Genomic DNA, 26,006 nt, shown 5'->3' with positions numbered 1-26,006 from the left:
GGGAGCCCTGTGGCCTCAGCCCGTCACCGCGGCTTCCAGCGCATCAATGGTAGCCGCCGACAGCGTCTGTCTTTTCGCTTCGAGAAGCGGGCAGGGCTTTGAAAGGCGCGCCATGGCATCGCCCATGGAGAAGCGGTTGGCCGCCTCGCAGGCCTGCAACTCGTCCCATGTGAGCGGAACCGCGACCGGCGCGCCGGCCCGCGCCCGCACCGACCAGGGAGCGATGGCGGTATTGCCGCGCTGGTTGCGGAGCCAGTCGATGAAGATCCGGCCCTTGCGTTTTTCCTTCGACATGGTGTCGACGTAGCGGTGCGGGTAGGCGCTGGCGAAATGGGCTGCGACCGTGCGGCAGAAGCCGGCCGCTGTTTCCCATTCGACCGTGCGGCGCAAGGGCACGATGACATGCACCCCCTTGCCTCCCGTGACGAGCGGATGGCTCTCCAGGCCGGTTTCGCCGAGAAAACCCTTCAACTCGCAGGCGGCCCGCTTGACGTCGCCAAACGCCAGTCCCTCGTCGGGGTCGATGTCGAAGACCAGCCTGTCCGGCCTCTCAAGCCTGTCGCTGCGTGATCCCCAGATATGGAATTCGATGGCCCCCATTTGCGCGGCGGCCACGAAACCAGCCTTTTGCCGGATCTCCATATAGGCTTGCGAACCGCCGGATTTCTCCTTGATACGGACCGTATCGATCTGGGCCGGGAATCCCTTGCCCGCATGTTTCTGGAAGAAGCAGTCCCCTTCCCGCCCCTGCGGACAGCGCAACAGCGCGACAGGCCGGCGCCCGGCAAGCGCGAGCATCCGTTCGGCGGCCTTGGCGTACCAGGCGGCGACATCGCCCTTCGTGCAGCCAGCATCGGGAAAAACGACCCGGTCCGCATGCGAGATGGTGATGCCCAGATAGTCCGGCATGGCGCCCTTCCTATTGCGGTTTCTCCAGCTTTACCGCTTTCGCATCCTTGTCCTCGCGCACGCCGAGAAAGACGCCGTGACGGATGATGCCCTGATCGGTCAGTTCGGCCATTTCCACCTCCACGACGATGTTCGGCGTCACCCAGCGGGCATCCCGTTCGACATCCCGTGGAACCTCGTCGACGGGCGCGGTCTTGCGGCTGCGCCTTTCAAGCATGGGTGTCAGCCGGTCGAAGTCGCCATCGCTGAAGCCGCTGCCGACGCGGCCGCGATAGGTCAGGCCACCCTTGTCGAAGGTTGCGAGGATGAGCGAGGAGAACGGCCGGCCCTTCTTGTCGGATGGCGACCAGCCGGCGACCACGAACTCCTGGCGGTGGCCGGCCTTGATCTTCAGCCACGCGCCGCTGCGCTTTCCCTTGTAGCGGCTGTCGGCCTTCTTGGAGACGATGCCCTCGCCGCCGGCCTTGCGCACATTGTCGAACACCGCCTGTCCACCGCCGCGAACGTGTTCCGAATAACGCACCGGCGAATCCCCGGGCAGGCCGGACAGCAGGTCCCGGAGCATGTCCTTGCGCTCCTGCAACGCCTTGCCCGTCAGGTCTTTCCCATTGAGTTCGAGCAGGTCGAAGGCCATGAACAGCACCGGGTTTCCCTGCTCAAGGTCCCGTTGCAGGGACGAGAAGGAAGAACCCTCCCCCTTCGCACCCGACACCACCTCGCCATCGATCAGTGCGTTCCGGCAGTCGAGCAATTCGAAGGCCTCGGGCAGGCCCTCGTAGCGTCCGGTCCAGTCGAGGCCGGAGCGGCTGAACAGTGTCACACCTTGCCTGCCGAGCGCCGCCAGGCACCGGTAGCCGTCGAACTTGACCTCATGCAGCCAGTCCTCGCCTTCCGGCACATCGTCGACCAGCCTCGCCAGTTCCGGCTCGCGAAAATCCGGCCGTGCGAGGTCGAACCGGCGGGATTGGTCCTTCATGAGCGCCCCTTTCGCATCCTTCCGCTTGGCGCGGGCGCCCTTCGCGATCGCCGCCATGGTCCGACCGCTGGAAACGCTGGTCTTGTAGCGCCGGGTCAGCGCCTCCGCGTCATCTTCCTCGAAAGCGTCGTGCTCCTTGATCAGGAGCCAGTTCTCGCGTTTCTCCTTGCCGCGCATGCGGACAAGCGCCCAGCCGCCCTTCATGCGGGCGCCATGCAGCGTAAACTTCAGCTTGCCCTCGTCCAGCCCCTTGGCGAAATCCTCCTGCGCTTCCCATGTCCCCTGATCCCAGAGCATGACCGTGCCGCCGCCATACTCGCCTTCCGGGATCGTACCTTCGAAATCGCCATAGTCGAGCGGATGATCCTCCGTGCGCACCGCCAGCCGCTTGGCCGATGGGTCGGCGCTCGGTCCGCGCGTCACGGCCCAGCTCAGCAGCACGCCGTCCCATTCCAGCCGGAAGTCGTAGTGCAGCCGTGACGCATCGTGTTTCTGCACCACGAAGCGCGGTTCGCCTTGCGCCGCCCCTCTCCCGGCTCCCGATGGTTCGGCCGTACGGCTGAAGTCGCGCCTGGCCACGTAATCGGCGAGACGTTTGGCGGTCGTGCTCATGGCGTTCCACTGCCCCGGCCGTGCCGCGGATGTACCCGCTCATTCCGCCGCATCGCGATGGACCTCCCTTTCGCGCGCGGGTCCGATGTCGGCGGGATCGAAGTCGTCGACGGCAATGGCGCGCGCGACGAGATCCTCGGCCCGCCGGAGGGCGTCCTCTTCGCCGGGCGTCAGCACACCCTTTTCCGCCGCCTCATCGGCGCTCAGGCCGGCTTCGCGCAGCTTCCTGCGAAACCGGTCGGTTGCTGTCACGGCCTCGAAGGCTTCCTCCAGCGTTGCAAGCGCGCCCCTGCCGGCCACGGCGCGCACACCGGCCGTCAGCCGGTCGCGCGTGGGCGACGGGGACAGCAGCAATTCGGCGCATTCGCGGGTCAGGGCGTCGGAAGGGCCCCGGCGCGACCCGCCTGGCAGCGTCACGGCCCGCAGGAAGAGCGCGGCCGGGCGGTTGGGAAGGTTGGCCAGCACTTCATCGAGGCTTGCGCGCATGCGGGCGCAGGCGTCGGTCGCTGCCCATTCCACCAGCGGCAGGTCGGCCGCCTGGCGCCCTTCGTCCTCCCACCGTTTCAGAACGGCCGACAGGAGGTAGAGGTCGGACAGAACGTCACCGAGACGCGCCGACAGCATTTCCTTGCGTTTCAGCGAACCGCTGAGCGTCAGCAGCGCGAAATCGGAGACCAGCGCAAAGGCTGCCGCATGGCGCCCCATCTGACGGTAGAAGCGCCGTGCCCCGCCCGCGTCCGGCGCCGGCGCGAACATTCCGCCCGTCCAGGCACGGCCAAGCGCCCGGAACAGCGTCTTCACCGAATGACCGGCATGGGCCCAGAACGCCTTGTCGAAGGCATCGAGCGCCGCGTCGCGATCCGCCATGTCGAGCGCAAGGATTTCGTCGAGAAGATAAGGATGGCACCGGATCGCGCCCTGTCCGAAGATGATCAGGTTGCGGGTGAGGATGTTGGCGCCTTCCACGGTGATTCCGACCGGCACCGCCTTGTGGAAATTGCCGAGCCAGTTGCTTGGCCCGTCGATCACCGTCTTGCCGGCATGAACGTCCATGGCGTCGTCCACGGCATCGCGCATCCGCTCCGTGGCATTCGCCTTCATGATCCCGGAAATGACCGCCAGCTTGCGGCCCTCGTCGAGCCCCACGCAGGTCAGGTGGCGCGCGGCATCCAGCGTATAGGCATTGGCGGCAAGGCGCCCCAGGCGCCGTTGCACGCCCTCGAAACGGCCGACGGGAATGCCGAGCTGCTCGCGTACCCGCGCATAGGCGCCCGTCGCATGGGCCGACCTGGAGGCCGCCGCCGACGACAGCGAAGGCAGCGAGATGCCCCGCCCGGCCGCAAGCGCGCTCATCAGCATCATCCAGCCCTGGCCTGCCCGCTCCGGACCGCCGATGATGTGATCGAGCGGAACGAATACGTCCTCGCCGGTTGTCGGGCCGTTCTGGAAGGCCTGGCCGCAGGGAATGTGCCGGCGTCCGGTGACAACGCCGGGCAGGTGGGTGGGAATGAGGGCACAGGTAATGCCCTCTGCATCGCTGCGCCCCAGCAGGCCGTCGGGATCGCGAAGCTTGAAGGCCAGCCCGAGCACGGTGGCGACGGGCCCCAGCGTGATGTAGCGCTTCGACCAGTTCAGCCGCAGTCCGGTGACTTCTTCGCCGTTCCACATGCCCCGGCAGACAACACCCGTGTCGCGCATGGCAGAGGCGTCGGAGCCGGCATGCTCGCTGGTCAGCGCGAAGGCGGGCACGTCCGTTCCGCGCGCCAGGCGCGGCAGCCAGTGGTCGCGCTGCTCCTGCGTGCCGAATTGCAGCAGCAGTTCGCCCGGCCCCAGCGAATTGGGAACCATGACCGTGACCCCGGCCGTGATCGACGCGGTGGAAATGCGCCGCACGACTTGCGAATGCGCGAAGTTGGAAAAGCCGAGCCCGCCATACTTTTCCGGAATGATCATGCCGAAGAAGCGCTTCTCCTTGAGAAAGGCCCAGACCTCGGGCGGAAGGTCGCCCGCACGCGTGATCTCCCAGTCGTGCAGCATGGAACACAGTTCCTCGCACTGCCCGTCCAGAAACGCCTGTTCCTTCTCGTTCAGGCGTGCCGGTGCGGTGGCGAGGAGCTTGCGCCAGTCGGGATCGCCGGTGAAAAGCTCGGCATCCCACCAGACCTCACCGGCTTCTATCGCCTGCCGCTCCGTTTCGGACAGCGAGGGCAGTTGCTTTTTTGCCCAGTCGAAGATGGGCCGCGTGACATGGTCTCGACGAAATGTGCGCAGGGACATGGGATTCCTCCTGACGCGGCAACGCCCATGCAGCCTCGCGGTTCCATGGGCGGAGCCTTCCGGGGAGCAGCCCCGCCTCAGACGACCAGCCGGTCCCAGGAGCCGTAACTGTTGCGGATCGTCCCGCGCGGCACTGCAAGGCCGATCAGCAGCATACCGGCCAGCACGCTGGCGGCCAACTGCAGCAAGGTCGCGCCGGACACCAGTGCGACGATGATGAGCCCGGATCCCAGCAGCATGTTCAGAAAGCGGACGGGCCGCATGGTCTCGGCCATCGCGGTCACGCTGACCGTGATGACGAGCGAGCCGACCAGGTGATCGGCATTGGCCATCACGCCCTGCGAGCCGAGCGTCAGGCGTGTGAACAAGAGCCAGACCCCCACACCCGCAGAGGCGACGAGCGTCCACGGAAACGACACGCCGCCGATCACCATTTCGCGCAGGGCCTGCAAGGGATAGAGATTGAAGTCGTCATCGTCCTCCCGGCTGTCGGCGCCCTCGTCCGTGTCGCCGGTGAAGAAGATGCGCAGCACGGGTCGGCCGGCCTTGTGCCGCCTTGCAAGGAACTGCCCCGTCGCGACCAGTTCATCAACCGAATAGGGAATCTGGATCACCATGGCGGCGGCCGCCATCAGGCACAGCGTGCACCATGTGCCGAGCAGGATCGGCTGGATGACGATGAAGGTGATGGAGACGATGCCGAGCGGCACGATCATGATGCCGAACAGCATGACCAGCCAGGGCATGGTGCGCCAGCGCCGCGACGAGCCGATCAGGCCGGTGAGGATTTCCAGCATGTAGGTGAGCGCGCCAAGGCCGGCATCGGGCACGGGCCAGGCCTCGGAAACCGGCGAGGTGATGATCTCTTCCGTTCCATTCTTCGCATTCCCGGCCGCGCCGGCGAAGAACGGGTCCCAGACACCATCCACGTGGCCAAGCTGATAGGCCGTCAGGTAACGCGAGACGAGCAGTCCGACGACCGCGAGAAAGATGATCGGCATGCGCTGGAACCAGCTCGACGGGGAGAATTCCCAGCCGGGCGGCACGGTCGGCCCCGTGGTCGCGGCCACGACGCTGACGCCGGGCGGCGGCCGCACCACCACGGCAAGGGCAAAGACAAGCGCGCCAGTCAACGTGCCATTGAGATAGGCCGCCGCCGTCGGCGCCCAGAAGACGAGCGGCGCGAACATGACCCACAGGCCCGCCGCGGCTACCGCCCAGCGCACGATGCTCAGGCGCCAGGACAGGGTGAGGAAGGAAAGAAGGACGATGGCAAGCCCGGCGAGCCCGTCGCTCCAGCCCATGGCCGCCGATTCGTATCCCAGGACCGGCGGACTGGTCATCAGCCATGCGCCGAGACCCATGTTGATGAAGGGCGCCCACAGGGAGCGCCGGTGCGCGGCACGGAAGCGTCTCTCGGCGTCTGCCCGAAGCGCTTCCGGGTCGGCCTTCCGCTTCTCCGCCTCTTCCATCCAGGGCGGCAAGGTGATCCCGTTTTGCCGGTACCACCCCGCCGGGTCCTTTTTGAGGTTTTCGATCATCTGCGGGAGGGTTTCCCGGATCGAGTGCTTTGCCGTCCAGCCAAGCAGTTCGCGCGCCAAAGTCGTGTCGAGTTCGTAATGGTCGTCGGCCATGCCGATCATGAAGGGACGGATGAACGGCTTTTCGCCCTGGTCGAAATCGTCGGGGACGACGGGTTCGCTCTTCACCTCCAGCCGGGCACCGGCGCTGGCGACCGGCTTGGGCACGGAGACCGTGTCCCATTGTTCTTCTCCGTGGATTTCGGCGGCAATCAGCCGCTGCAATTCGCCATAGGAGACCGCATCGCTCTCGCCGACGAGAATGGTGACATCCTCGGGAAGCGCATCGCGGCGATCCACGGTGCGCACGAAGGCATCAACCATGTCCTCCTTGTGAATGAAGGCCTGCCCGGTCTCCAGCGAACCGGAATACGCATGCGCCTTCGCATCGCGCTCATAGATGCGCGCGATCTGGTGCGAAAGCGTGGGAACGGCGCCCGTCTCGTCATAGAGACCGGCCAGATGCAGGAGGACGTAAGGAATCTTGCCGTGATGGTCGCGGATCGCCTGTTCGGCGCGCGCCTTCGATTGCGGATAGGCCCATTTCGGCTCCAGCGCCGCCTTTTCCGTGATGGGCAGGCCGGGTTCGCCTGGCCGGTGCACCAGCATGGTCCCCGAGTAGACGAACTGGCCGACCTCGAAATCCTGAAGCGCCTCGAGCAGGTTGCGCGTGCCCTCCACATTGACCTTGTCATAGAGCGGATGGTCTTCGCCGGAAAAATCGAAATAGGCGGCAAGATGAATGACCGAGGCGATTGTGCGCCCATGCTGCCTGGCAATCTGGTCCAGCGCCAGGCGAACGGAATCGGCGGACGAAAGGTCAACCTCCACGACCGGACAGGCCGCGCCCTCGCTCTTCAGGTCGAGGCCGGCAAGGCGGTAACGCGAACGCAGCGCCTTGACGACGGCCGCGCCCATGTTTCCTGCGGCGCCTGTGATCAGGACCAGCGGCTTCTGACGGGCTTTCTTCGTTTCAGCCATGCGCTCCGATGTCGTGTATCCGGGCTGGATGACGGCGGACCCGCGAGGCGCTTGCCTCGCGCGTCCGTGGGGCCAAGCAATCAGTCGTCGAGAACGAAGCTCACCTTCATGTCGACCCTGTATTCGTCGACGTTTCCGTTCGAGATCCGGGCCTTGATGTCTTTTACCCAGACCTGTTCGACATTCTTCAACGTCCTGGTGGCGCGCTCGACGCCATTCTGGATCGCATTGTCAAAACTTGAACCCGACGCACTGATTTCCGTTGTACGGGCAACAGACATGATAACCTCCTCTGGTTCTTCCCGGTCCAATGGCCGCTGGGCTTCGATGTTCCCTGGGAGGTCGCATTTCTTTGCCGAACCTGCCCGTGGCGTGCGTTCACGCATAGGACGGCTTTCCGTTCGGTAAGGCGATCGGCTTTGGACGGGATTCGCCTCGAAGGCCGGAAAATGCTACAGATCGCTCATCATCGGCATTCGATACGGCAGCCGATGCCTGAGAGACATTTCCCTTTCCAACCGGGTCTGAGCTCCCGCCTCAAGGGCAGAAAGGAGCTTGCGAATGCGTTCGCACGCATTGACCTGTTCCACTTGCGGAACCGTCAATCATATCGTGGTCGAAGGTGACATTTCACTTGTCGAGGAAATCCGTTGTTCGCAATGTCTTGAACTGCTGAACGATGGTTCAAGTCCCGTCACGGCAACGAAGAAGATGAGCGATCCCGGCGGCCGTTCCGCACCCGCTTGAAGGGCCGCCTAGTCAGGCAATGATCCGGCCAGGGCCATGATCTCGGCATGGAGTTTCGCCGGGATCCTCACGCCATCGCGCGCTGCCGCCTCGCGCCGCAGGGCCCGGTTTGAACCGGGCAGGCGCACCCCCTCCTGATCCGTCATCGCCGCAAGCAGCATTTCCAGCCGCCCGGGGAAACCGGGACCCGCTGTCCGCCCCGGATCGAAGGCAATCAGGATCTGCCCGACACCGGGTGGCGCCCCCTCCGCATCGAAGAACGACGTTGCCTCGAAGGAGTGGTTGGCGCCAGTCAGCGTACCCGCCAGGATTTCGACGATAAGCGCCAGCATCGCGCCCTTGGCGTCGCCCGCCGGCAGCATGGTGCCCTTCAGCGCGGCGTCAGGGTCGGTTGTCGGCCGGCCTTCGCTGTCAAGCGCCCAGCCTTCCGGGATCGGCTTGCCCAGCTTGGACGCCGCCATCACCTTGCCGCGCGCCACCTTGGAGAGCGAAAGATCGATGACGAGAGGCAACCCCTCGCGGCGCGGCGCGGCAAAGGCGATCGGGTTGGTGCCGAACAACGCGGCCGCACCGCCCCAGGGCGCCATCGCCGGCGGGCTGTTGGCCATCATCAGGGCAACGAAGCCGTGATTTGCAAGGCGCTCGACATGGGCTCCAAGCTGCCCGCAATGGTGCGAACGGCGGATGAATGCGGCCGCCACGCCGGTGGCAGGCACAAGAGCGGTCAGCGCGTCGATGGCGGCATCGATGGCCGGGAAGGCAAAGCCGTTTCCCGCATCGACATTGAGCAGCGCCGCCGCGCCCGTTTCGATGCGCGGGACCGCATGCCCGGCCACCTTCCCGGATTTCGCCTGGGCGGCATAGGCGGCGACGCGCGAAAACCCGTGTCCCGCCTGTCCGTCCACTTCCGCCGCGACAAGCGCCCTGGCCACACTGGCCGCATTGTCTGGCGCCGTGCCGCTTTGCTGCAGGACCCGCGCGATCAGGGCCTCCGCCTCCCCGGTTTCCATCCGGATGTCGATGTCACTCATGCTGGCCCACTCCTGCGCTGCACTATCCGTTATCCCGGTACAAGTCCGCTTTCCAGCGCAACAAGCGCCATGGCGAGCAGGAAAAGCGTTTCAACCACCACAACGGCGGAATGGCGCCATCCAAGGTTCAGCATTGCTTTCATGTTCGTCTTCACGCCGAGGGCGGCGATCGCGGTCACAAGCAGCCAGGACGACAGCGCGGCTGCGCCACCGGAGACCGCCTGCGGGATGACGTGGAAGCTGTTGGCCGCCGCGACCGCAACGAAGCCGATGACGAAGGCCGGCAGGCGGATCTTGCCGCCGGCGCCAGCCCGCGAGGAAAGCGTTATGGCGATGGCGAGCAGGACGACCGGCAGCATTGTCACACGGAGCAGCTTGACGATGGTCGCCATGTCGCCAGCTTCGGTGGAAATGGAATAGCCCGCGCCGACGACCTGAGCCACGTCATGCACGGTCGCGCCGATCAGGAAGCCGCTCTGGATGTCTGTCAGCCCCATGAGGGAGAAGAAGACAGGATAGACGATCATGGCGATCGTCGAAAGCGTGGTGACGGCAACCACCGTGAAGAGGAGGTTGCGCTCCGTCTTGTCGTTGTGGGGGATGACCGAGGCAATGGCCAGCGCGGCGGAAGCGCCGCAGATCGCCACCGATCCGCCGGTCAGCAGCGCGAAGCGCCAGCCGCGGCTGAACAGGCGGGCGCAGACGAACCCGCTCGCAATGGTCAGCGCGAGCAGGCAGATGACGGTGAGGAGACCGGAAACCCCGATGGAGGCAATGTCGCCGAAGGTGATGCGGGCGCCGAGCAGGACGATGCCGGCGCGCAAGAGCGTGCGGGAGGCGAATTCGATCCCCGGCTTGCAGCGCGCCTCTTGCGCCAGGAAGTGAAAGGCCATGCCGATCAGCAGGGCAAACAGCATGACCGGCGCGCCGTAATGCTCGGAAAGGAACTTCGCCGCGACGGCAACGGTCAGTGCAAGCAGAACGCCGGGGAAGAGGTCCGAGGCGCGTGCGCGCGCCGACGACAGGGAGAAACTAGCCATGGGTGTTCCGCTCGGGTGGGCCGCCCGGCGAAAGGCCGGGCGGAAATGTCGTACCGGCAGCGTCAGGCGCTGCGGTAAAGCTTGGTCATCGAGAATTCCCGGTGCCCCAGCGCCTCGGCAGCGGTGTTGCGGCCATTGGCGGTCCGGCGGATCATGTCGATCAGTTCGTCACCGGCCTCGTCGATGGTCATCTCGCGGCGCAGGATGCCCGAGACATCGACGTCGACATGCTCGCTCATGGTGCGCACCGTGCGCGGGTTGGCGGTGATCTTGATGACCGGCACGATGGGATTGCCGATCACGTTGCCCTGCCCGGTGGGGAAGGTGTGGATCACATAGCCGCCGGCGGCCATCAGGGTGACGCATTCGGCCGCGGCCGACGAGGAATCCATGAAATACAGTCCCTTGCCCGACTGCGGCGCTTCGGCTGGTCCCAGGATGTCGATGTATTTCGAGGTGCGCCCTATTTTCTCGAGATTGCCGAGCGCCTTTTCCTCGATGGTCGTCAGGCCGCCCTCGATGTTGCCCTTGGTCGGCTGGCTGTCGGACAGGTCGTCGGTCTGGTGGGCGAAGATCACCTCGTCCTGGTAGGCCTTCCACATCTTGTACCAGCGCTCGCCCACCTCTTCGTTGATCGCGCGGGCCTTGCAGATGTGCTCGGCGCCGGTGATCTCGGAGGTTTCGCCGAAGCAGCCGTAGATGCCCTCGGGCAGCAGCTTGTCATACATGTTGCCGACGGTCGGGCAGGAGCCCAGGCCGGTGGTGGTGTCGCTCTCGCCGCACTTGGTCGATACCCAGAGCTCGGAAATGGAGCATTCCTCGCGCTGAAGTTCGGTCGCGAAATGGACGAATTCCTTGGCCTTGCGCGAGGCGTCCATGATCGTCTTGAGGTCGCCGTTCTGCTCGATGGAGAAGCCGGCCACGGGCTTGCCCGTCGCGGCGATGCCGTCAACGACGCGCTGCGTCCAGCCGGGCTCGATGCCGATCACGACGCAGGCCGCCACGTTCGGATTGGCGCCCGTGCCGATGATCGTGCGGAAATGCAGTTCCAGGTCTTCCCCGAACTGGAGCCGGCCATAGGCATGGGGAATGGCCATCGTGCCCTTGATGTTGTTGGCCACCGCCTCGCAGGCGGCGTTGGAAATGTCGTCCAGCGGCAGGATGACCACGTGGTTGCGCACGCCGACCCGGCCGTTCTCGCGGCGGTAGCCCTGGATTGTGATATTGGAATATTTCGAAGCCATGATCGCGATCCTTACCAGCGCTTGGTCTTGCAATTGTGGGTGTGGACGTGGCCGCCCTGCTCGATGTCGGCGATGATCTTGCCGATATCCTCGCCGTACTTGATCGCCGTGTCACCGGCCTTGAGGTCCTTGAGCGCAATCTTGTGGCCGATCGGCACATCAGCCTTGGCGGTCAGGCGGAAGGTCGAATTGTCATGGGTGATGCAGCACAGCATGTCGGTGCCGGCCTTGAGGCCTTCGACGACGACCACGCCGACATTGTCGGCCTGCTCGTGGACGAGAAGATGGGGAATCTCAGCCATCCTGGTTTCCTTTCAGAGTTGGGGTTTGAGAATGATCTTCGGCGCGGTGACTGCGCCGGAATGGAGATCGGCGAAAGCCTGGGGGCCCGCGTCCAGGGGATGCGGCACCGCCCAGTCCAGCGCGCCGAGGCGGCCGTCGAAAATGGCATGCGCCGTTTCGCGGAAATCAGCCATCGTGTAGGTGTAGGTGCCGATGAAGGTGATTTCCTGCAAGGTCATGCGGCGCACGTCGAGGCCTCCGGTCGCCTCGCCAAGGCCGATGTGGACGATGACGCCGCCCGGCACGGCGCGTTGCGACGCAACCTCGCGGGTGGCGGCAAAACCGGCGGCATCGATGACGAGGTCGAACAGACGCCCCTCTCCGGCCTCGGCGGGGTCGCGGGCATCCAGCCGGACGGTCTCGCACAGGTAAGCCCGCCGGGCGGCATTGGGCTCGACGAGGACGATATCCGTGCCGCCCATGGCCCGGAAGGACAGCGCCGCCCCGACGCCGATGGCACCGCCGCCAAGGATCAGCATCGAGACATCCGCCAGCGGTCGTGCAAGCGCGCGTCCAGCCAGCTTCACCGCATGCCAGCCGCAGGCGACAGGTTCGGCCAGGGCCGCCTTTTCGAAGGGGATCCCATCGGGCACGGTCACGAGGTTACGCTCCGGCATGGCAACGAATTGCGCGAAGGCGCCCTCACGCGGCGGCATGGAGATGATCTGCCGTCCGGCGCACAGGTTTTCCCGGCCCGACAGGCAGGCTGGACAGGCCATGCAGGTGACGAGCGGGTTGATGGTGACGCGGCGCCCGGCCTGCGGGCCGGAAACGACAGTGCCGGCGGCCTCGTGTCCGAGGATCAGTGGCGCCGGGCGGCGTTCGTCATGGCCGAGATAGGCATGCATGTCGGAGCCGCATATGCCGACGCTGTCGACCCGCACGAGCCGTTCGCCCTCCGCCGGCTGCGGCTCCGGCACGTCGCGGATGGCAAGTTCGTTGGGGCCAAGATAGACGAGCGCTTTCATTTGGCGGTAAATCCTCCGTCCACCATGAGGGTCTGGCCCGTGACATAGGCACCGGCATCGGAGCAAAGGAAAAGCACCGGTCCGTCGATATCCTCGGGTTCGCCGTTGCGGCCGATACAGGTCTGCGCCGCATTGCGTGCCGCGCGGGCCGGATCGGCGAAGACGGGCGCCGTCAGTTCCGTACGGAAGAAGCCGGGTCCGATGGCGTTGGCGGTGATGCCGCTGCCGGACCAGGCCTCGGCCATGGCGCGCGTCATCTGCACGACGCCGCCCTTGCTGGCGCCATAGGCGATGCCGCCAGGAAAGGCGCGGTAGCTTTGCAGCGAAGCGAAGTTGACGATGCGGCCCCAGCGTTTCTCCCGCATGGCCGGAGCAAAGGCCTGGGCGAGGAAGAACGGCGCCGTCAGGTTGATGCCCAGCGTCGTCTCCCAGCCCTCGGGCGTGACATCGTCGGCAGCCTGTCGCGTGTTGATACCCGCCGCGTTGACCAGGATGTCCGGTGGACCGAAGCGTTCGGCGACCTCGGCCGCAATCCGTGACGCGCTGTCCGCGCCTGCCAGGTCTCCTGCGACGAATGCGGCCTCATCGCCCGCACCGGCGACCCAGTCGGCAAGCACGGCTTCGCGCCGCGCCACGCCAACCACCCTTGCCCCTGCGGCAAGCAGCACGTCGGCTGCCCTGCGGCCAAGGCCGGAACTCGCGCCGGTGACGCAGGCGACCCGGCCTTTCAGGTCAAACAACCGTGCGGGATGCGACGCCGCCATCGTTCACTCTCCGGGCGTCAGGTCGAACGTTTCGCCGGGGAAGTACTTGCGCAGCCGGATATCGGCCGTGCGCGCATGGGCTTCCATGCCTTCCAGCCGCGATATGCGCGCCGTGGCCTCCGCGACGGGACGAGCCCCTTCGCGAGTCGCCCGCTGCCAGGTGACGATCTTCATGTATTTGTGCACGGAAAGGCCGCCCGTATAGTTCGCCGCCTTCGACGTCGGGAGCACATGGTTGGGTCCCGACGCCTTGTCACCGAAGGCCACGGTGGTCTCCTCGCCCAGGAAGAGCGAGCCGTAACATTGCAGCCGGCCGAGCCACCAGTCGAGGTCCGCGGCCTGCACGGTGAGGTGTTCCGGCGCGTAATCGTCCGCCGTCGCCGCCATTTCCTCGCGATCGTCGCAGACGATGACCTCGGCATAGTCGCGCCAGGCCGCCTCGGCGTTCTTGCTGTTGACCTCCGGCAGGTCGGCGATCATCTGCGGCACGATCTCCATCACCTTGCGCGCCAGCGGTTCGTCGTCTGTAACCAGCCAGACCGGCGAATTGTAGCCATGCTCGGCCTGGCCGACGAGATCGGCGGCGACGACCTCCGGGTCGGCCGTCCCGTCGGCCAGGATCAGGCTGTCGGTGGGACCGGCAAACATGTCGATTCCGACGCGGCCGAACAGGATGCGCTTGGCCTCGGCGACGAACTGGTTGCCAGGACCGACGAGAATGTCGGCCTTCGGCAGCCCGAACAGGCCGAATGCCATGGCGGCAACACCCTGAACGCCGCCCATGGCGAGGATGGTGTCGGCGCCGCACAGGTCCGCGGCATAGATGATGGCCGGGGCAATGCCCACATCAGGACGCGGCGGCGAGCAGGCAACGATGGAGCCGCAGCCGGCCACCTTGGCCGTGGTGACGGTCATGATGGCGGAAGCGATGTGGCTGTAACGTCCGCCCGGGACATAACAGCCGGCGCCGCGCACGGGGATGCTCTTCTGGCCGGCGATCAGGCCGGGCACGACCTCGATCTCGATGTCCTTCAGCGTTTCCTTCTGCGCCTCCGCGAAACGCCGGACATTGTCGTGGGCGAACTGGATGTCACGCTTGAGCTTTTCGGGCACCTTTGCGATCGCCGCGTCGATATCGGCGCGCGTGAGCTTCACCGGGCCGTCATAGCGGTCGAGCTTGGCGGCATATTCCAGCGCCGCCTCGTCGCCGCGCGCCTCGATGTCGTCGAGCATCGACTGGACGGTTTCGCGCACGTCACCGGCACCGCTGGCCGGCGTCAGGTCGGCTTTCTTGAGATATCTGCGAGACATGGGAGCAACTCCTACTTGTAGGCATCCGGCAGCATGACCGTCGACAGTGCCGGCACATAGGCGATCACGAGAACGACGATCAGCATGAAGAAGACGAAGGGTACGGCCCGGGCGGCGATCTTGAGGATCGATTCGCCGGTGAGGCCGGAAACGACGAAGAGGTTGAGGCCGAGCGGCGGAGTGATGAAGCCGACACCGAGGGCGGTGATCATCATCACGCAGAACTGTATCTCGTTCATGCCGATATTGTCGGCAAGCGGCTTCAGGATCGGCGCCAGGATGACGATGTTGGGCGTCGTCTCCATCACGCAGCCGGCTGCGATCAGGATCAGGATCATCAGCAGGATCAGGATCATCGGGTCGTCGGTCAGCGTTGTGACCGAGTAGACGAAACCCTGCGGGACGCCCAGGATGGCAAGCGCCTGGGCCAACGGCAGCGAGAAGGCGATGATCGGCAGGATGACGCCGTTGACCTTGGCCGAGCTGACCAGCATGGACGGAAAGTCCGACAGCTTCAGCGTTCCCAGGATGAAGCCCATGATCATGGTCACGATCACGGCGGTGGCGCCGGCCTCCGTGGGCGTGAGACGCCCGGAAAAGATGCCGTAGAAGATGATGCCCGGCACGATGAAGGCATACCAGCCTGACTTGAGGGCGCGGCCCAGATGGCCAAGCCATTCGCCCAGCGTCATGGGTTCGCCGCCCTCCCAGGAATACAGCCGGTTCATGACGATGTTGGTCACCAGGATCGACAAGAGGATGGCGATGCCAGGGATCAGCGCGGCCATGAACAGCGTGGACGCCGAGATGCCGAGGACGAGGCCGATGATGATGTAGGCGATCGACGGCGGAATGAGGATGCCCGTGCACGCGCCGGCAGCAACCAGCGCACAGGCATAAGGGCGCGGATAGCCCGATTCCACGAGCCGGTTGATGGTCATGCGCCCCACGGCGGCCGCACCGGCCGCATCGGAACCGGAAATCGCCGAGAACATGCCGCAGACGAGCACCGTGGCCGACCCGAACCCGCCCTTGGTCCAGCAGGTCAGCGCCTCGGCAACGTCGAGGAACTTGCGTGACAACCCGGTGCGCACCAACACGTCGCCGGTGAGGATGAACAGCGGCACGGCTGTCAGCGCGAAGGCATCGATGCCGTCGAACAGGCTTTCGCCGACGAGACTGAGCGGCAACGCGTTCGAGAAAATCAGCATGGCGATGGCCGCGGCGCCGATGGCGGCCCAGACCGGCACGGCCAATGCAACGAGAGCGACGAAGATGAGGACCGGGCCGTAGAAGTCCCAGCCAAGCTCCACGGCCTGATTCTGCAACTGGTTCCAGAGCATGCGGTGTGCCTCCTCAGTCGAAAAGCTTGTCGCCTTCGTAGACGGGCCGCCCGTCACGAAGGTCGCGCAGATCGCGCGAAAGGGATTGCAGGAGGCGGATTGTCACCAGCGTGAAACCGATCGGCACGGCAGCCAGGAACCAGACCATCGAGACACGCAAGCCGTGGCTGACCGAGCCGAATTTCGCCGACACCATCACGGTTTCGAAGGACCAGTAGAGAGCGACCAGGGCAACGGCGAGCATGACCAGATCGCCGAAGATGTAGAGCGCTGCCTTGGCCCGCGGACCGAGGTAGTGCATCATCACATCGATGCGGATGTGCCCGCGCTCCTTCACGGCTGCCGCTGCACCGATCCAAGCAAGATAGATGAAGGAATAGCGCACGATCTCCTCGCCCCAGATCGAGGAGAAGGCGAAGACCTCTCGCCGGATGACCTCGATGAACATGGTCACGACCAGCATGACGTAGAAGACGAGGAGCGCCCATCGCTCGGCATTCCGGTTCAATGCTTCCAATATTCCTGGCACGGCAATTCCTCCCCGTGCGAACCGCCACGAGGCGGGTCCGCTACGACCGTCTGTTCGATCTGCCATCCGGACGCGGGCCGGTCAGGGACCGCCCCGCAACGATACCGGCGCCTCAGGCGTCGTGAACGTAATGCCGGCCCATGGTGCCGGCGGCTTCCTCGAGCTTGGCGAAGGTTTCCATGGAGCCGGCCAGATCCGTCTTGAACTGGTCCCACTCGGAGCGCTGGTAGCCTCCGGCCTCCTTCCATTCGGCCAGCTGGTCGTCGCTGAGCGAGTGGAATTCGACCCCCGCCTTGGTCAGCTCGGCCATGGCATAGGCGCGGGCGGCCGGGACCTTCGCGAGATTTTGCTGCGCGGTGATCTCTCCGGCGAACTCGATGCCCTCCCTGACATCCGCCGGCAGGCCGTTGAACCACTCGAGATTGATCGAATAGACCTGGCTGTCGGGAACGGCCTGCGTGAAGGTCACATGGCTGAGAATGTCCTTGAAACCGAAGACATAAAGCGCACCGACCGACGGATCGAGCGCATCGGCGACGCCCTGCTTTATCGCCGAGGGCGTCTCGCCCCAGGCAACCGGCGTCGGGTTGGCGCCGACCATGCGGTAATATTGCTGGAGCATCTGGGAACCGGGCACGCGGAACTTGACGCCGGAAAGGTCCGCCGGCGACATGACGGCATTGCCGCCCTTCCGGATGGCAACCACGCGCGGATCGATCACCACGTAGAACAGCGCCTTGAAGCCTGCCGCCTCGACCTTCGGATGGACCTCGGCTTTCCACGCGTCGGAATTGACCAGATTGACGAAGCGCTGGTTCGAGCCGCACAGATAGGGCAGGTTGATAAGGTCGACGGCGCTGGCGAAGGGCGCGAAATTGGCCAGCGAGTGCTGCGCGCCCTGAATGGTGCCGCCCTGGACCTTCTGCACGAGCGCGCCGCCGGCGCCAAGCTGCCCACCCGGCGCGAGCTTGACATAGACCTTGCCATTGGTGGCGTTCTGGATGTTTTCCTTCAGGTCAAGCTGCATGATCGGGTAGCTGCGCGTTGCCCCGAGCACATAGGCCGTGGCGATGGTCATCGTGTGGCTTGCGGCATCCTCCCGCTCACGCTCCTCCCTGGCCGTCTGCGCAACCGCCTCATCCGACCACAAGGTCCCGGCTGCGCCCGCAACCATGGCCGCGGTAAAGGCGCCCATGCTGCTCAGCTTCAGGAAATTGCGGCGCTCGGCCGATTCCAGCGTGTCTCGCGATTTGTCGCTCATCAGGTTTCTCCTCCCTGTTTGGAAACTTTCCTGCCCGCCTCGCGCGCCCGGCGCTCGAGACCGATGATTGCAATCACGAACAGGATGCAGAACCCGAAGAGCACGAGCATCTCGCCAACATCACTGAGAAACCCGCCGGCATGGGCGGCTCCGAGCATGACGTTGAGGAGGAAGATGCCGAAAAGGCCGGCAGCGCCAGCCAGGGCATAATGGGCGTATCCGCGCATGATTTCCTCCCAAACCATTCGTGATAACACTTCTGTAAGCGCTTACATCGATGAATGCAAGCGTTTACATCAAGGAAACTGTCCATTAGGTTTGCCTGAGGAGAGACCGGCGCGACGAGATGAAAGACAGCCCCAGACCGACCCTGAGCGATGTTGCCCGCGCTGCCGGCGTTTCGACGGCCACGGTCTCGCGCTGCCTGAACGAACCGGGCCTCGTGGTTCAGGCGACCCGCGAACGGGTGCTGCGGGCCGTCGAGGAACTGGGTTACACACCGGATTTCAGCGGCCGGGCTCTCGCCTCGCGGCGCACCAACACGGTCGGCGCCGTCATCCCGACCATGGAGAACGCCATTTTCGCCCGCGGCATCCAGGCTTTCCAGGAAGCCTTGTCTGCCGCCGGGGTCACGCTTCTGGTCGCCAGTTCGGGTTACGACCCGGAGCAGGAAGCCCTCCAGGTCCGGACCCTTATCGGCCGGGGTGCCGACGGGCTGCTGCTGATCGGCGCGGCGCGCCCTGCGTCGACCTATGAACTTCTGAAGCGCCGGGACATGCCCTTCGTGCTCGCATGGAACCTGGGGGCGAGCGACGACCCCTTCGTCGGATTCGACAATGCCGATGCGGCAGCGCAGATGACCCGCAAGGTTCTCGAAATGGGCCATCGCGACATCGCGATGATCGCCGGCGTGACGGCCATGAACGACCGCGCCGCCGACCGCGTGAGCGGCGTCAGGCGAGCGCTCCGCGAGGCAGGCATCGACGCTGATGCCCTGCCGGTGATCGAGGCGCCCTACTCCTTCGAGGATGGCAGCCGCGCCTTCGAGGCGTTGATGCAGCGCCACCCCAGACCGACGGCCGTCATCTGCGGCAACGATGTGCTCGCCGTGGGCGCGATCAAGCGCGCCCGGTCGATGGGGATGTCCGTTCCCGGCGACGTGTCGATCACCGGTTTCGACGACATTGACATAGCCAGTTTCGTGACGCCCGCCCTGACCACCGTCCATGTGCCGCACCGGCGCATGGGGACGGCGGCCGCGCACCTGCTGTTGCAGCTGATCGCCGGGGAAAGCGCGAAGCGGCGGGTGGAAATCGATGTCGAGATGCGCATGCGCGGCTCGCTGGGCCCTGCCCCGGCAACGGCGACAGGATGAGGAACAGGACCATGTACAGGAAAATCATTGTCGGACTGTCTTTGGAACACGGAATCGCAGACCGGGCCCTGCGGACAGCCAGGGCACTTGGCGGTCCCGAAGCCGAGATCGTGGCGGTGCATGTCGCCGAGCCGTTGCAGGGCTCGGTCCGCTTCTACATCGCCGAGGAGGACATGCAGAAGGCCCGGGAACAGATGGAGGCCAGCCTGCGGGAACGTCTTGCAGACCATCCCGGCGTCACACCGGTGGTGATCGAAGGTCATGCAGGACAATCACTGGCCGACTATGCCGCAACGACAGGCGCAGACTGCATCGTCGTGGCTTCGCACAAGCCCGGCCTGCGCGATTTCCTGCTCGGTTCGACCGCTGCACGCATCGTCCGGCACGCACCCTGCTCGGTGCACGTCCTGCGCTGAACGTTACTTCGGTCGGCAACATCCGGCGGCTTGGCCCAGCGGCAAGCCGGGTGCTTTTCATTTTCGTTTCGCTTGCTAAAATGAAAACGAAAACGCATCCGGACCCTTTTTGATCGCCATGACGCAGGCCCTCAATCCTCGACAGATCGCCATCCTAAACCAGATTCGCCAGGCCGGACGCGTGTTCGTGGAAGACCTGTCCGAAGCGTTTGCCACAACGCCACAGACAATCCGCCGCGACCTGCAGATCCTGGCCGAAAGCGGCGAGGTGATGCGCTTTCACGGCGGCGCCTCGCTGCCCGCGGGCGTGGAATATACCGGTTTCGATATCCGGCGAACCGTGGCGGCCGAACAGAAGGAAGCCATAGGCGCGGCCGTTGCCGCACGCATTCCCGACCGCACCATGGTGATGATCAACAGCGGCACCACGACCGCCGCCGTCGCAAGCGCCATGAAGCACCATGCCGGGGTCAAGGTCCTGATAGACAACGTGAACATCGCCAATGACCTGAGGGGGTTTCCCGGCGTCGAAGTGCTTGTGCCAGGCGGCGTGCTGCGCCGCTCGGACGGAACGATCCTGGGTGAATCGTCGGTCGAATTCATTCGCCAGTTCCGTGCCGACATCGCCGTCATCGGCGCCGCCGCGATCGACGAGAATGGTGCGTTGCTCGATTTCGACCTGGCGGAAGTTCATCTCACCCGCGCCATGATCCAGAGCGCCAAGCACGTCATCCTCGCCGTGGACAGTTCGAAGTTCGGCCGGTCCGCGCCCGTCTGCATCGACCGGCTCGGCGCGGTGCACACGCTTGTGACCGACCGCCCGGCGCCATCCGCGCTGCGCGCCCTCTGCCAGGCCCATGAGGTGGAACTGGTCGAAGCCGGCCCGGCCTGACGATTCGTCATTCACTCCCTTGACAGTTATTTTCGTTTGCGAGAGCATAACGAAAATAACGCGCACGAAAACGCGCAAGCCATGTTCGGGGAGGATCATGGTCAACGCATTGATCATCGCGCTGCGGGTGCTCGTCGCGTTCAACGACCGGGTGCTGCGCATCGGCAGGACAATGGCCTGGATCAGCCTTGCGCTGATGGTCGCCGTGATCCTGGCGCAGATCTTTTTCCGATACGTCCTCAACAACGCACTGCCATGGCCGGACGAGGCCGCGCGCTTCCTCATGCTCTGGATGACAGGATTGATCGCGCCGCTGGCCTATCGCCATGGCGGCTTCGTCGCGATCGAGATGGTGCCCCATGCGCTGAAGGGCGCGGCAGCGCACCTGCTGGTGACGGCGTTGCTGCTCATGTCGCTCTGCGTCATCGCCGTGGCGATCCGGTTTGGCTGGGATCACACGATGGGCTTTGGCGGCAACTTCGATTCCTCCTCGCTCAAGCTGCCACTGGATCTCCTCGGCCTCGATTCCGTTCGCGTGAAGCTGCGCTACATGTACGGCTCGCTGCTCGTCTGCATGGTGCTGCTGGTCCCGGTGAACCTCGAATTGCTGTTGCGTCACCTGATCGGCGTTGTACAGCCGGACAGGGCTCTGCCGGAGCCGGAGCCGATCGATTTCGCGGTCGCGGGGTCCGAATGATGCTTGTCTGGTTCCTGCCCCTCTTCCTTGTCCTGCTGATGATCGGGCTTCCGGTCTTCTTCGCGCTGATGTTTGCGCCGGGCCTGCTGCTCTGGCTCAACGGCCAGGAACGCGACATGGCGCTTCTCTACCGCAACCTCTACAACGGCATGGACAGCTTTCCGCTGATGGCCCTGCCCTTCTTCATGCTGGCCGGCGAACTGATGAACCGGGGCGGCATCACGGGTCGTCTGGTCGATTTTTCCCAGGCCCTCATGGGGCATCTGCGCGGCGGCCTTGCGCATGTGAACATCCTGTCGTCGATCCTGTTTGCCGGTTTGTCCGGCTCTGCCGTCGCCGACACCTCGGCGCTCGGCTCGACGCTGATCCCGGCCATGGAGCGCAATGGCTACAGCCGGAAATTCGCGGCCGCCATTACCGCCGCCAGTTCGGTGATCGGCCCCATCATTCCCCCGTCGGGCATCATGATCATCTACGCCTATGTGATGGGCGAGAGCGTTGCCGCGCTGTTCCTCGCCGGCATCGTCCCCGGCCTGCTGGTCGGCGTGGGGCTGATGATCGTGGTGCGGCTGATGGCCGACCGCTACGACCTGCCCAAGGCGGAACGCATCGTGAAGCGCAACCAGGAGATTTCCGCGCTGGAGCACTGGGTGTCCTTCATCCTGCTGCGCATCAACATCGCCGGGCTTCTTTACGGTCTCTACCTGCTGCTCGCGCCGGCCCAAGCCACGAACGCGACGGGCGGCGCGGCCGGCTGGGTGCTGTTCGCGGTCTTCCTGCTCATCGCCCACGGCATCCTGCTGTGGGCGCGGCGGCGCGCGTCGCACGATTTCCGCATCGTCTGCAAGAAGGCGGTCGCGCCGCTGCAGGCGCCGATCATCATTCTCGGCGGCATCCTCGTCGGCGTGTTCACGCCGACGGAAGCCTCCGCGGCTGCCGTGGCCTACGCGCTGATCGTCTCCTTCTTCGTGCTGCGGTCGATGAAGCTGTCGGACCTGCCGGGCATCCTGACGAAGTCCGCCCTCGGCGCCTCGACGGTCCTGCTCCTGGTCGGCGCGGCAGTCGCCTTCAAGACCGTGGTCAGCCTCAGCCATGCGCCCGAGAGCCTGGCCTCGTCGATCCTTGCACTCAGCGACGATCCGCTGATCCTGCTGTTCCTGATCAACATCCTGCTCTTCATTGTCGGCATGTTCCTGGATGCAGGGCCTGCGATCATCATCCTCGGGCCCATCCTCGCCCCGATCTTCATCGAGATCGGCGTTCATCCGGTGCATTTCGCCATCATCATGTCGGTGAACCTGACCGTCGGGCTGGCAACACCACCCATGGGCCTCGTGCTGTTCGTCGCCTCCTCGGTGTCCGGGGAAAAGGTCGAGACGATCTCGCGCGCCATCCTGCCCTTCCTCGCCGTGGAAGTGCTGGTGATCTTCCTGATCACCTATTTCCCGGCCATTTCCATGACCGTGCCGACGCTGGCCGGCTTCATCAAGTAGAACAATCCAGAGGAAACCATGAAGGAGGAAACCATGCTCAGGACTGCCATCAAATCGCTGCTGGCCGCAGCCATCCTGGCGAGTGCGCCGCTGGCGGCTGCCGCGGCCGACTACACCATCCGCGCGACCGCGAACTCCAACGAGAACGACGAGGACTATGACGGCCTGGTGGTCTTCAAGAACTATGTCGAATCGGCGTCCAACGGAAGGATCGCGGTCGAACTGTTCATCGGCACGCAGCTCTGCTCGAAGGGCGCGGAATGCCTGCAGGGCGTCGCGGACGGATCCATCGACGTCTATATCTCCACGTCGGGCGGGGCTGCCGGAATCTTCCCCTATGTCCAGGTCCTCGACCTTCCCTACCTCATGTCGGACGACCGGATCGCCGAAGCCGTGCTGGCCGGCGATTTCACGCGCAAGGTGCGCGAGATGGCTCTCGCCGACTCCGGGGACAAGATCCGCCTGATGACCATCGGCAACACCGGTGGCTGGCGCAATTTCGCCAACACCAAGCGGCGGGTCGCCAAGCCGGAGGACCTGGCCGGCCTGAAGATCCGCACCGTTGTCGCCGACCTGCCCCAGGAACTGGTCAAGGCGCTCGGCGGCTCACCGACCCCGATCCCGTGGCCGGAGCTGTTCACCTCGCTTCAGACGGGGGTGGTCGAAGGTTCCAAGAACGGCATCACCGACATCATGGGCATGAAGTTTCCCGACGCCGGCCTGAAATACCTCACCCTCGACGGTCATGCCTACATGGGTGCGCTGTGGTGGATGTCGAATGACAAGTTCATGGCCATGCCGGAAGAGTTGCGCCGCGTGGTCGTCGACGGCTTCGCCGAACTCCAGCAGGCGACATTCGCCTCGCCGAAGCGCAAGTCGATCAAGGCCTATGAGGACTTCGTGGCCGCCGGAGGCGATCTCTACGTGCCGACCCCGGAAGAGAAGGCGGCGTTCAAGGAGGCCGCGGAGCCGGTCTACGAATGGTTCAAGGCGAACGTGAAGGGCGGCGAAGAGGTGTTCACCGCGCTGAACGACGCCGTGGCTTCCGCTGAAGCAGAAATCAACGCCGCACGCGACGCGGACATCAGGTAACCCGGCGGCCGGGCGCGGCCCTCGCCCTGCCCGGCCAGCCCATTGAACGATGGACCGGCAACACCGGTTGCCGGGGGATTGTCAACGGTCATGCAAAGAGAACCGGATTCCATCATGGCCAGGCAGGTCGCCTTGCCCGGTCCCGCAGACCGTTGCCGCAGTTCGGCGGAAGCGTTGGCGCACGCTCCTGGCGGACCGGAGGCGGATTGATGGCCCGCGTTCTCGTCGCCGGCATGGCCGTTGCCGATTTCATCTTCCAGGTGGACGAAATGCCGTCCCTGGCACAGAAATACCGCGCCCTGAACGCCGAATTCGCCGGCGGCGGCTGCGCGGCCAATGCCGCTGTCGCCATTTCGCGGCAGGGCGGCGAAGCGCTGCTGGCGGCCCGGCTCGGCGATGATCCCGTCGGCGACCTGATCCTGGCCGATCTGGAAGCGGAGGGCGTGGACACCCGGCTTGTCCACCGTGCGCCGGGCGGCATGTCGTCCTTCTCCTCCATCTACGTCGACCGGCAAGGCGAACGCCAGGTCATGAACTTTCGCGGCCGCGGCCTGACGGAATCGGTGGAGTGGCTGTCGGGCCTCCATGGCGCCGGGGCGGTTCTTGCCGACAACCGCTGGCCGGCGCTGACACGGACGGTGCTCGCCCTCGCAAGGGCGCAGGGGATACCGGGCGTCGTCGATGCAGAAGCGCCGGTGACGGCAGGCAACCTGTCCGGCGCGAGCCACATCGCCTTTTCCATGCAGGGCCTGTCCGATCTGGCGCCAGGCGCCGCCGCGGCCGACGCGCTGCGTTTCGCGCGTGGCCAAACGGATGCCTGGGTCTGCGTCACCGATGGCGCCAATGGCGTTCTGTTCCTCGATGGCGACACGGCCGCGCATGTCCCGGCCATCCCCATCCGGCCCGTCGACACCCTGGCAGCTGGCGACATCTGGCATGGCGCCTTTGCGCTGCTTCTGGCCGAAGGCGCATCCGAGCGCGATGCGATCATCCATGCAAGCGCCACGGCAACGCTGAAATGCCTTGCCTTCGGCGGCCGGAAGGGTTGCCCGGATCGGGCGGCAACCGGCATCTTCCTGAAGGAGAATGAGCAATGTACCTGACCCCGGGCAAGCTGTGGGGCATGCGCCGCATGGCCGATGCCAACGGCATCTTCAAGATGACCGCCGTCGACCAGCGTCCGCCCATCAAGCAGCCCATCGCCGCGCGCCTTGGCGTGGAGGAAGCCCCCTGGGGCGAGGTCGCGCGGTTCAAGCGCCTGCTGGTCGAAAAGCTGCAGGCCGACAGCACGGCCATGCTCCTCGATCCGCACTACGCGATCCCGCGGGGCATCGATTGCCTGTCGCCTGAAAAGGGGCTGATCGTGACGCTGGAGGATTCGCTGTTTCGAGAGACGCCCGGCGGCCGCCTGTCCTCCAGCATCGATGATTGGTCGGTCGACAAGATCAAGCGCATGGGCGCGGATGCGGTCAAGGTCCTGGCCTGGTACCGCCCCGATGCCGCGCCGGACGTCTGCCAGGCGCAGAAGGACTATGTGAAAAGGATCGGGGAAGAATGCACCCGCCTCGACATTCCCTTCCTGTTCGAGCTGCTCGTCTATCCTCTGGCATCCGACGCCCACCAGACGACCGACTATGTCGAAATGGCGTCGAAGAAGGCCGATCACGTGCTGGCATCCGTCGATACATTCGCGCATCCTGACTTCGGCATCGATGTCTTCAAGCTGGAGAGCCCGGTGAATGCGCAGGAAGCTGACGGATCGGCCGGTGTCCAGGCGCTTTTCGACGAAATGGGCCGCATTGCCGGGCGCCCCTGGGTGATGCTGTCGGCGGGCGCCGGCAAGGCCGAGTTCCGCAACGTCCTGGCCCACGCCTTCAAGGCTGGTGCATCGGGTTTCCTGGCCGGGCGCGCGATCTGGCTGGATGCCTTCAACCACTACCCCGACTGGGCAGCGATCGCCACCGACCTGGAGACCGGATCGGTCGACTACATGAAGGAGATTTCCGCCCTTGCCGACGCTTCGGCCAGGGATTGGCGCCGTCACCCCTGCTACGGGCCGGCAGGCGCGCGATTCGCACCGGACGACGCCTCGTTCCGGCACAAATATGAACCCATGGGAGCCTGAA

Annotated in this window: 22 protein-coding genes and 1 pseudogene; 8 read left to right on the top strand and 15 right to left on the bottom strand. The window is 65.1% G+C overall.

Features of this window, described 5'->3' with window-relative positions; genetic code table 11:
- Positions 1-15: 15 nt before the first annotated feature.
- From ligD to ACLB6G_RS05430, 15 genes and pseudogenes are all read right to left on the bottom strand, one after another.
- Positions 16-2,497 (bottom strand): annotated as a pseudogene (gene ligD / locus ACLB6G_RS20830) (DNA ligase D).
- A gap of 39 nt (positions 2,498-2,536) precedes the next feature.
- Positions 2,537-4,774, bottom strand: a complete 2,238-nt coding sequence (locus ACLB6G_RS05495) for an acyl-CoA dehydrogenase (protein WP_410355098.1) — start codon at positions 4,772-4,774, stop codon at positions 2,537-2,539.
- Positions 4,775-4,851: 77 nt separating this feature from the next.
- Entirely contained in the window at positions 4,852-7,335 is a 2,484-nt protein-coding gene (locus ACLB6G_RS05490; RefSeq protein ID WP_410355097.1) for a vitamin K epoxide reductase family protein, read from the bottom strand.
- 80 nt (positions 7,336-7,415) lie between these two features.
- A complete protein-coding gene (locus tag ACLB6G_RS05485) occupies positions 7,416-7,616 on the bottom strand; it encodes a dodecin family protein (RefSeq protein WP_410355096.1) in 201 nt (66 codons plus the stop codon).
- 474 nt (positions 7,617-8,090) lie between these two features.
- A complete protein-coding gene (locus tag ACLB6G_RS05480) occupies positions 8,091-9,113 on the bottom strand; it encodes an Ldh family oxidoreductase (protein ID WP_410355095.1) in 1,023 nt (340 codons plus the stop codon).
- A 29-nt stretch (positions 9,114-9,142) separates the two neighbouring features.
- Entirely contained in the window at positions 9,143-10,153 is a 1,011-nt protein-coding gene (locus ACLB6G_RS05475; RefSeq protein ID WP_410355094.1) for a YeiH family protein, read from the bottom strand.
- Between the two features lie 62 nt (positions 10,154-10,215).
- A complete protein-coding gene (locus tag ACLB6G_RS05470; RefSeq protein ID WP_410355093.1) occupies positions 10,216-11,397 on the bottom strand; it encodes a UxaA family hydrolase in 1,182 nt (393 codons plus the stop codon).
- Between the two features lie 11 nt (positions 11,398-11,408).
- Entirely contained in the window at positions 11,409-11,699 is a 291-nt protein-coding gene (locus ACLB6G_RS05465) for a UxaA family hydrolase (RefSeq protein WP_371275847.1), read from the bottom strand.
- 12 nt (positions 11,700-11,711) lie between these two features.
- Positions 11,712-12,707, bottom strand: a complete 996-nt coding sequence (locus tag ACLB6G_RS05460) for a zinc-dependent alcohol dehydrogenase (protein WP_410355092.1) — start codon at positions 12,705-12,707, stop codon at positions 11,712-11,714.
- Complete coding sequence (locus ACLB6G_RS05455) at positions 12,704-13,471, bottom strand: SDR family NAD(P)-dependent oxidoreductase (RefSeq protein ID WP_410355091.1); 768 nt, start codon at positions 13,469-13,471, stop codon at positions 12,704-12,706. Before ACLB6G_RS05455 ends, ACLB6G_RS05460 begins: the two co-directional genes overlap by 4 nt.
- A 3-nt stretch (positions 13,472-13,474) precedes the next feature.
- Positions 13,475-14,782, bottom strand: coding sequence for a histidinol dehydrogenase (gene hisD / locus ACLB6G_RS05450; RefSeq protein WP_410355090.1), 1,308 nt, complete (start codon positions 14,780-14,782; stop codon positions 13,475-13,477).
- 11 nt (positions 14,783-14,793) lie between these two features.
- On the bottom strand, positions 14,794-16,125 hold the full coding sequence (locus ACLB6G_RS05445; protein WP_410355089.1) for a TRAP transporter large permease: 1,332 nt from the start codon (positions 16,123-16,125) through the stop codon (positions 14,794-14,796).
- A 13-nt stretch (positions 16,126-16,138) separates the two neighbouring features.
- Positions 16,139-16,654, bottom strand: coding sequence for a TRAP transporter small permease (locus tag ACLB6G_RS05440; RefSeq protein ID WP_410355088.1), 516 nt, complete (start codon positions 16,652-16,654; stop codon positions 16,139-16,141).
- Positions 16,655-16,766: 112 nt separating this feature from the next.
- Positions 16,767-17,915, bottom strand: a complete 1,149-nt coding sequence (locus ACLB6G_RS05435; RefSeq protein ID WP_410355087.1) for a TRAP transporter substrate-binding protein — start codon at positions 17,913-17,915, stop codon at positions 16,767-16,769.
- The gene (locus ACLB6G_RS05430) at positions 17,915-18,142 is read right to left on the bottom strand and encodes a hypothetical protein (RefSeq protein WP_410355086.1); all 228 of its coding nucleotides are present in this window, start codon (positions 18,140-18,142) and stop codon (positions 17,915-17,917) included. Before ACLB6G_RS05430 ends, ACLB6G_RS05435 begins: the two co-directional genes overlap by 1 nt.
- A gap of 119 nt (positions 18,143-18,261) precedes the next feature.
- Between ACLB6G_RS05430 and ACLB6G_RS05425 the strand changes: the two genes are divergently transcribed.
- The 8 genes from ACLB6G_RS05425 (at position 18,262) to ACLB6G_RS05390 (ending at position 26,005) form a co-directional block, all read left to right on the top strand.
- Positions 18,262-19,290, top strand: a complete 1,029-nt coding sequence (locus ACLB6G_RS05425) for a LacI family DNA-binding transcriptional regulator (RefSeq protein ID WP_410355085.1) — start codon at positions 18,262-18,264, stop codon at positions 19,288-19,290.
- Positions 19,291-19,301: 11 nt separating this feature from the next.
- Complete coding sequence (locus ACLB6G_RS05420) at positions 19,302-19,706, top strand: universal stress protein (RefSeq protein WP_410355084.1); 405 nt, start codon at positions 19,302-19,304, stop codon at positions 19,704-19,706.
- Positions 19,707-19,824: 118 nt separating this feature from the next.
- The gene (locus ACLB6G_RS05415) at positions 19,825-20,598 is read left to right on the top strand and encodes a DeoR/GlpR family DNA-binding transcription regulator (RefSeq protein WP_410355083.1); all 774 of its coding nucleotides are present in this window, start codon (positions 19,825-19,827) and stop codon (positions 20,596-20,598) included.
- A gap of 97 nt (positions 20,599-20,695) precedes the next feature.
- The gene (locus ACLB6G_RS05410; protein ID WP_410355082.1) at positions 20,696-21,295 is read left to right on the top strand and encodes a TRAP transporter small permease; all 600 of its coding nucleotides are present in this window, start codon (positions 20,696-20,698) and stop codon (positions 21,293-21,295) included.
- The gene (locus tag ACLB6G_RS05405) at positions 21,295-22,788 is read left to right on the top strand and encodes a TRAP transporter large permease (RefSeq protein ID WP_410355173.1); all 1,494 of its coding nucleotides are present in this window, start codon (positions 21,295-21,297) and stop codon (positions 22,786-22,788) included. The genes ACLB6G_RS05410 and ACLB6G_RS05405 overlap by 1 nt, the downstream gene beginning before the upstream one ends.
- Positions 22,789-22,821: 33 nt before the next feature.
- Positions 22,822-23,880 carry a TRAP transporter substrate-binding protein gene (locus ACLB6G_RS05400; RefSeq protein WP_410355081.1) on the top strand — a complete coding sequence of 353 codons (1,059 nt, stop codon included), beginning with the start codon at positions 22,822-22,824 and terminating at the stop codon, positions 23,878-23,880.
- A gap of 209 nt (positions 23,881-24,089) precedes the next feature.
- Positions 24,090-24,983 carry a PfkB family carbohydrate kinase gene (locus ACLB6G_RS05395; protein ID WP_410355080.1) on the top strand — a complete coding sequence of 298 codons (894 nt, stop codon included), beginning with the start codon at positions 24,090-24,092 and terminating at the stop codon, positions 24,981-24,983.
- Positions 24,974-26,005: a tagatose 1,6-diphosphate aldolase gene (locus tag ACLB6G_RS05390; protein WP_410355079.1), complete on the top strand. Its 1,032-nt coding sequence runs from the start codon at positions 24,974-24,976 to the stop codon at positions 26,003-26,005. Before ACLB6G_RS05395 ends, ACLB6G_RS05390 begins: the two co-directional genes overlap by 10 nt.
- Position 26,006 lies beyond the last annotated feature (1 nt).

The organism is Zhengella sedimenti (assembly GCF_046506625.1).
In the GTDB taxonomy this organism is placed as follows: Bacteria; Pseudomonadota; Alphaproteobacteria; order Rhizobiales; family Rhizobiaceae; genus Zhengella; species Zhengella sedimenti.
Note: the sequence above shows the minus strand (reverse complement) of the source record. Positions and strands in the feature narration are given on the sequence as shown.

Bases quoted from the DNA above. Each gene is read 5' to 3' on its own strand.
- ACLB6G_RS05435 (WP_410355087.1), bottom strand. From the start codon at position 17,915: ATGAGCGACAAATCGCGAGACACGCTGGAATCGGCCGAGCGCCGCAAT.
- ACLB6G_RS05445 (WP_410355089.1), bottom strand. From the start codon at position 16,125: ATGCTCTGGAACCAGTTGCAGAATCAGGCCGTGGAGCTTGGCTGGGAC.
- ACLB6G_RS05420 (WP_410355084.1), top strand. From the start codon at position 19,302: ATGTACAGGAAAATCATTGTCGGACTGTCTTTGGAACACGGAATCGCA.
- ACLB6G_RS05425 (WP_410355085.1), top strand. From the start codon at position 18,262: ATGAAAGACAGCCCCAGACCGACCCTGAGCGATGTTGCCCGCGCTGCC.
- ACLB6G_RS05400 (WP_410355081.1), top strand. From the start codon at position 22,822: ATGCTCAGGACTGCCATCAAATCGCTGCTGGCCGCAGCCATCCTGGCG.
- ACLB6G_RS05465 (WP_371275847.1), bottom strand. From the start codon at position 11,699: ATGGCTGAGATTCCCCATCTTCTCGTCCACGAGCAGGCCGACAATGTC.
- ACLB6G_RS05470 (WP_410355093.1), bottom strand. From the start codon at position 11,397: ATGGCTTCGAAATATTCCAATATCACAATCCAGGGCTACCGCCGCGAG.
- ACLB6G_RS05485 (WP_410355096.1), bottom strand. From the start codon at position 7,616: ATGTCTGTTGCCCGTACAACGGAAATCAGTGCGTCGGGTTCAAGTTTT.
- ACLB6G_RS05405 (WP_410355173.1), top strand. From the start codon at position 21,295: ATGCTTGTCTGGTTCCTGCCCCTCTTCCTTGTCCTGCTGATGATCGGG.
- ACLB6G_RS05495 (WP_410355098.1), bottom strand. From the start codon at position 4,774: ATGTCCCTGCGCACATTTCGTCGAGACCATGTCACGCGGCCCATCTTC.
- ACLB6G_RS05410 (WP_410355082.1), top strand. From the start codon at position 20,696: ATGGTCAACGCATTGATCATCGCGCTGCGGGTGCTCGTCGCGTTCAAC.
- ACLB6G_RS05430 (WP_410355086.1), bottom strand. From the start codon at position 18,142: ATGCGCGGATACGCCCATTATGCCCTGGCTGGCGCTGCCGGCCTTTTC.
- ACLB6G_RS05415 (WP_410355083.1), top strand. From the start codon at position 19,825: ATGACGCAGGCCCTCAATCCTCGACAGATCGCCATCCTAAACCAGATT.
- ACLB6G_RS05460 (WP_410355092.1), bottom strand. From the start codon at position 12,707: ATGAAAGCGCTCGTCTATCTTGGCCCCAACGAACTTGCCATCCGCGAC.
- ACLB6G_RS05395 (WP_410355080.1), top strand. From the start codon at position 24,090: ATGGCCCGCGTTCTCGTCGCCGGCATGGCCGTTGCCGATTTCATCTTC.
- ACLB6G_RS05455 (WP_410355091.1), bottom strand. From the start codon at position 13,471: ATGGCGGCGTCGCATCCCGCACGGTTGTTTGACCTGAAAGGCCGGGTC.
- hisD (WP_410355090.1), bottom strand. From the start codon at position 14,782: ATGTCTCGCAGATATCTCAAGAAAGCCGACCTGACGCCGGCCAGCGGT.
- ACLB6G_RS05475 (WP_410355094.1), bottom strand. From the start codon at position 10,153: ATGGCTAGTTTCTCCCTGTCGTCGGCGCGCGCACGCGCCTCGGACCTC.
- ACLB6G_RS05490 (WP_410355097.1), bottom strand. From the start codon at position 7,335: ATGGCTGAAACGAAGAAAGCCCGTCAGAAGCCGCTGGTCCTGATCACA.
- ACLB6G_RS05480 (WP_410355095.1), bottom strand. From the start codon at position 9,113: ATGAGTGACATCGACATCCGGATGGAAACCGGGGAGGCGGAGGCCCTG.
- ACLB6G_RS05390 (WP_410355079.1), top strand. From the start codon at position 24,974: ATGTACCTGACCCCGGGCAAGCTGTGGGGCATGCGCCGCATGGCCGAT.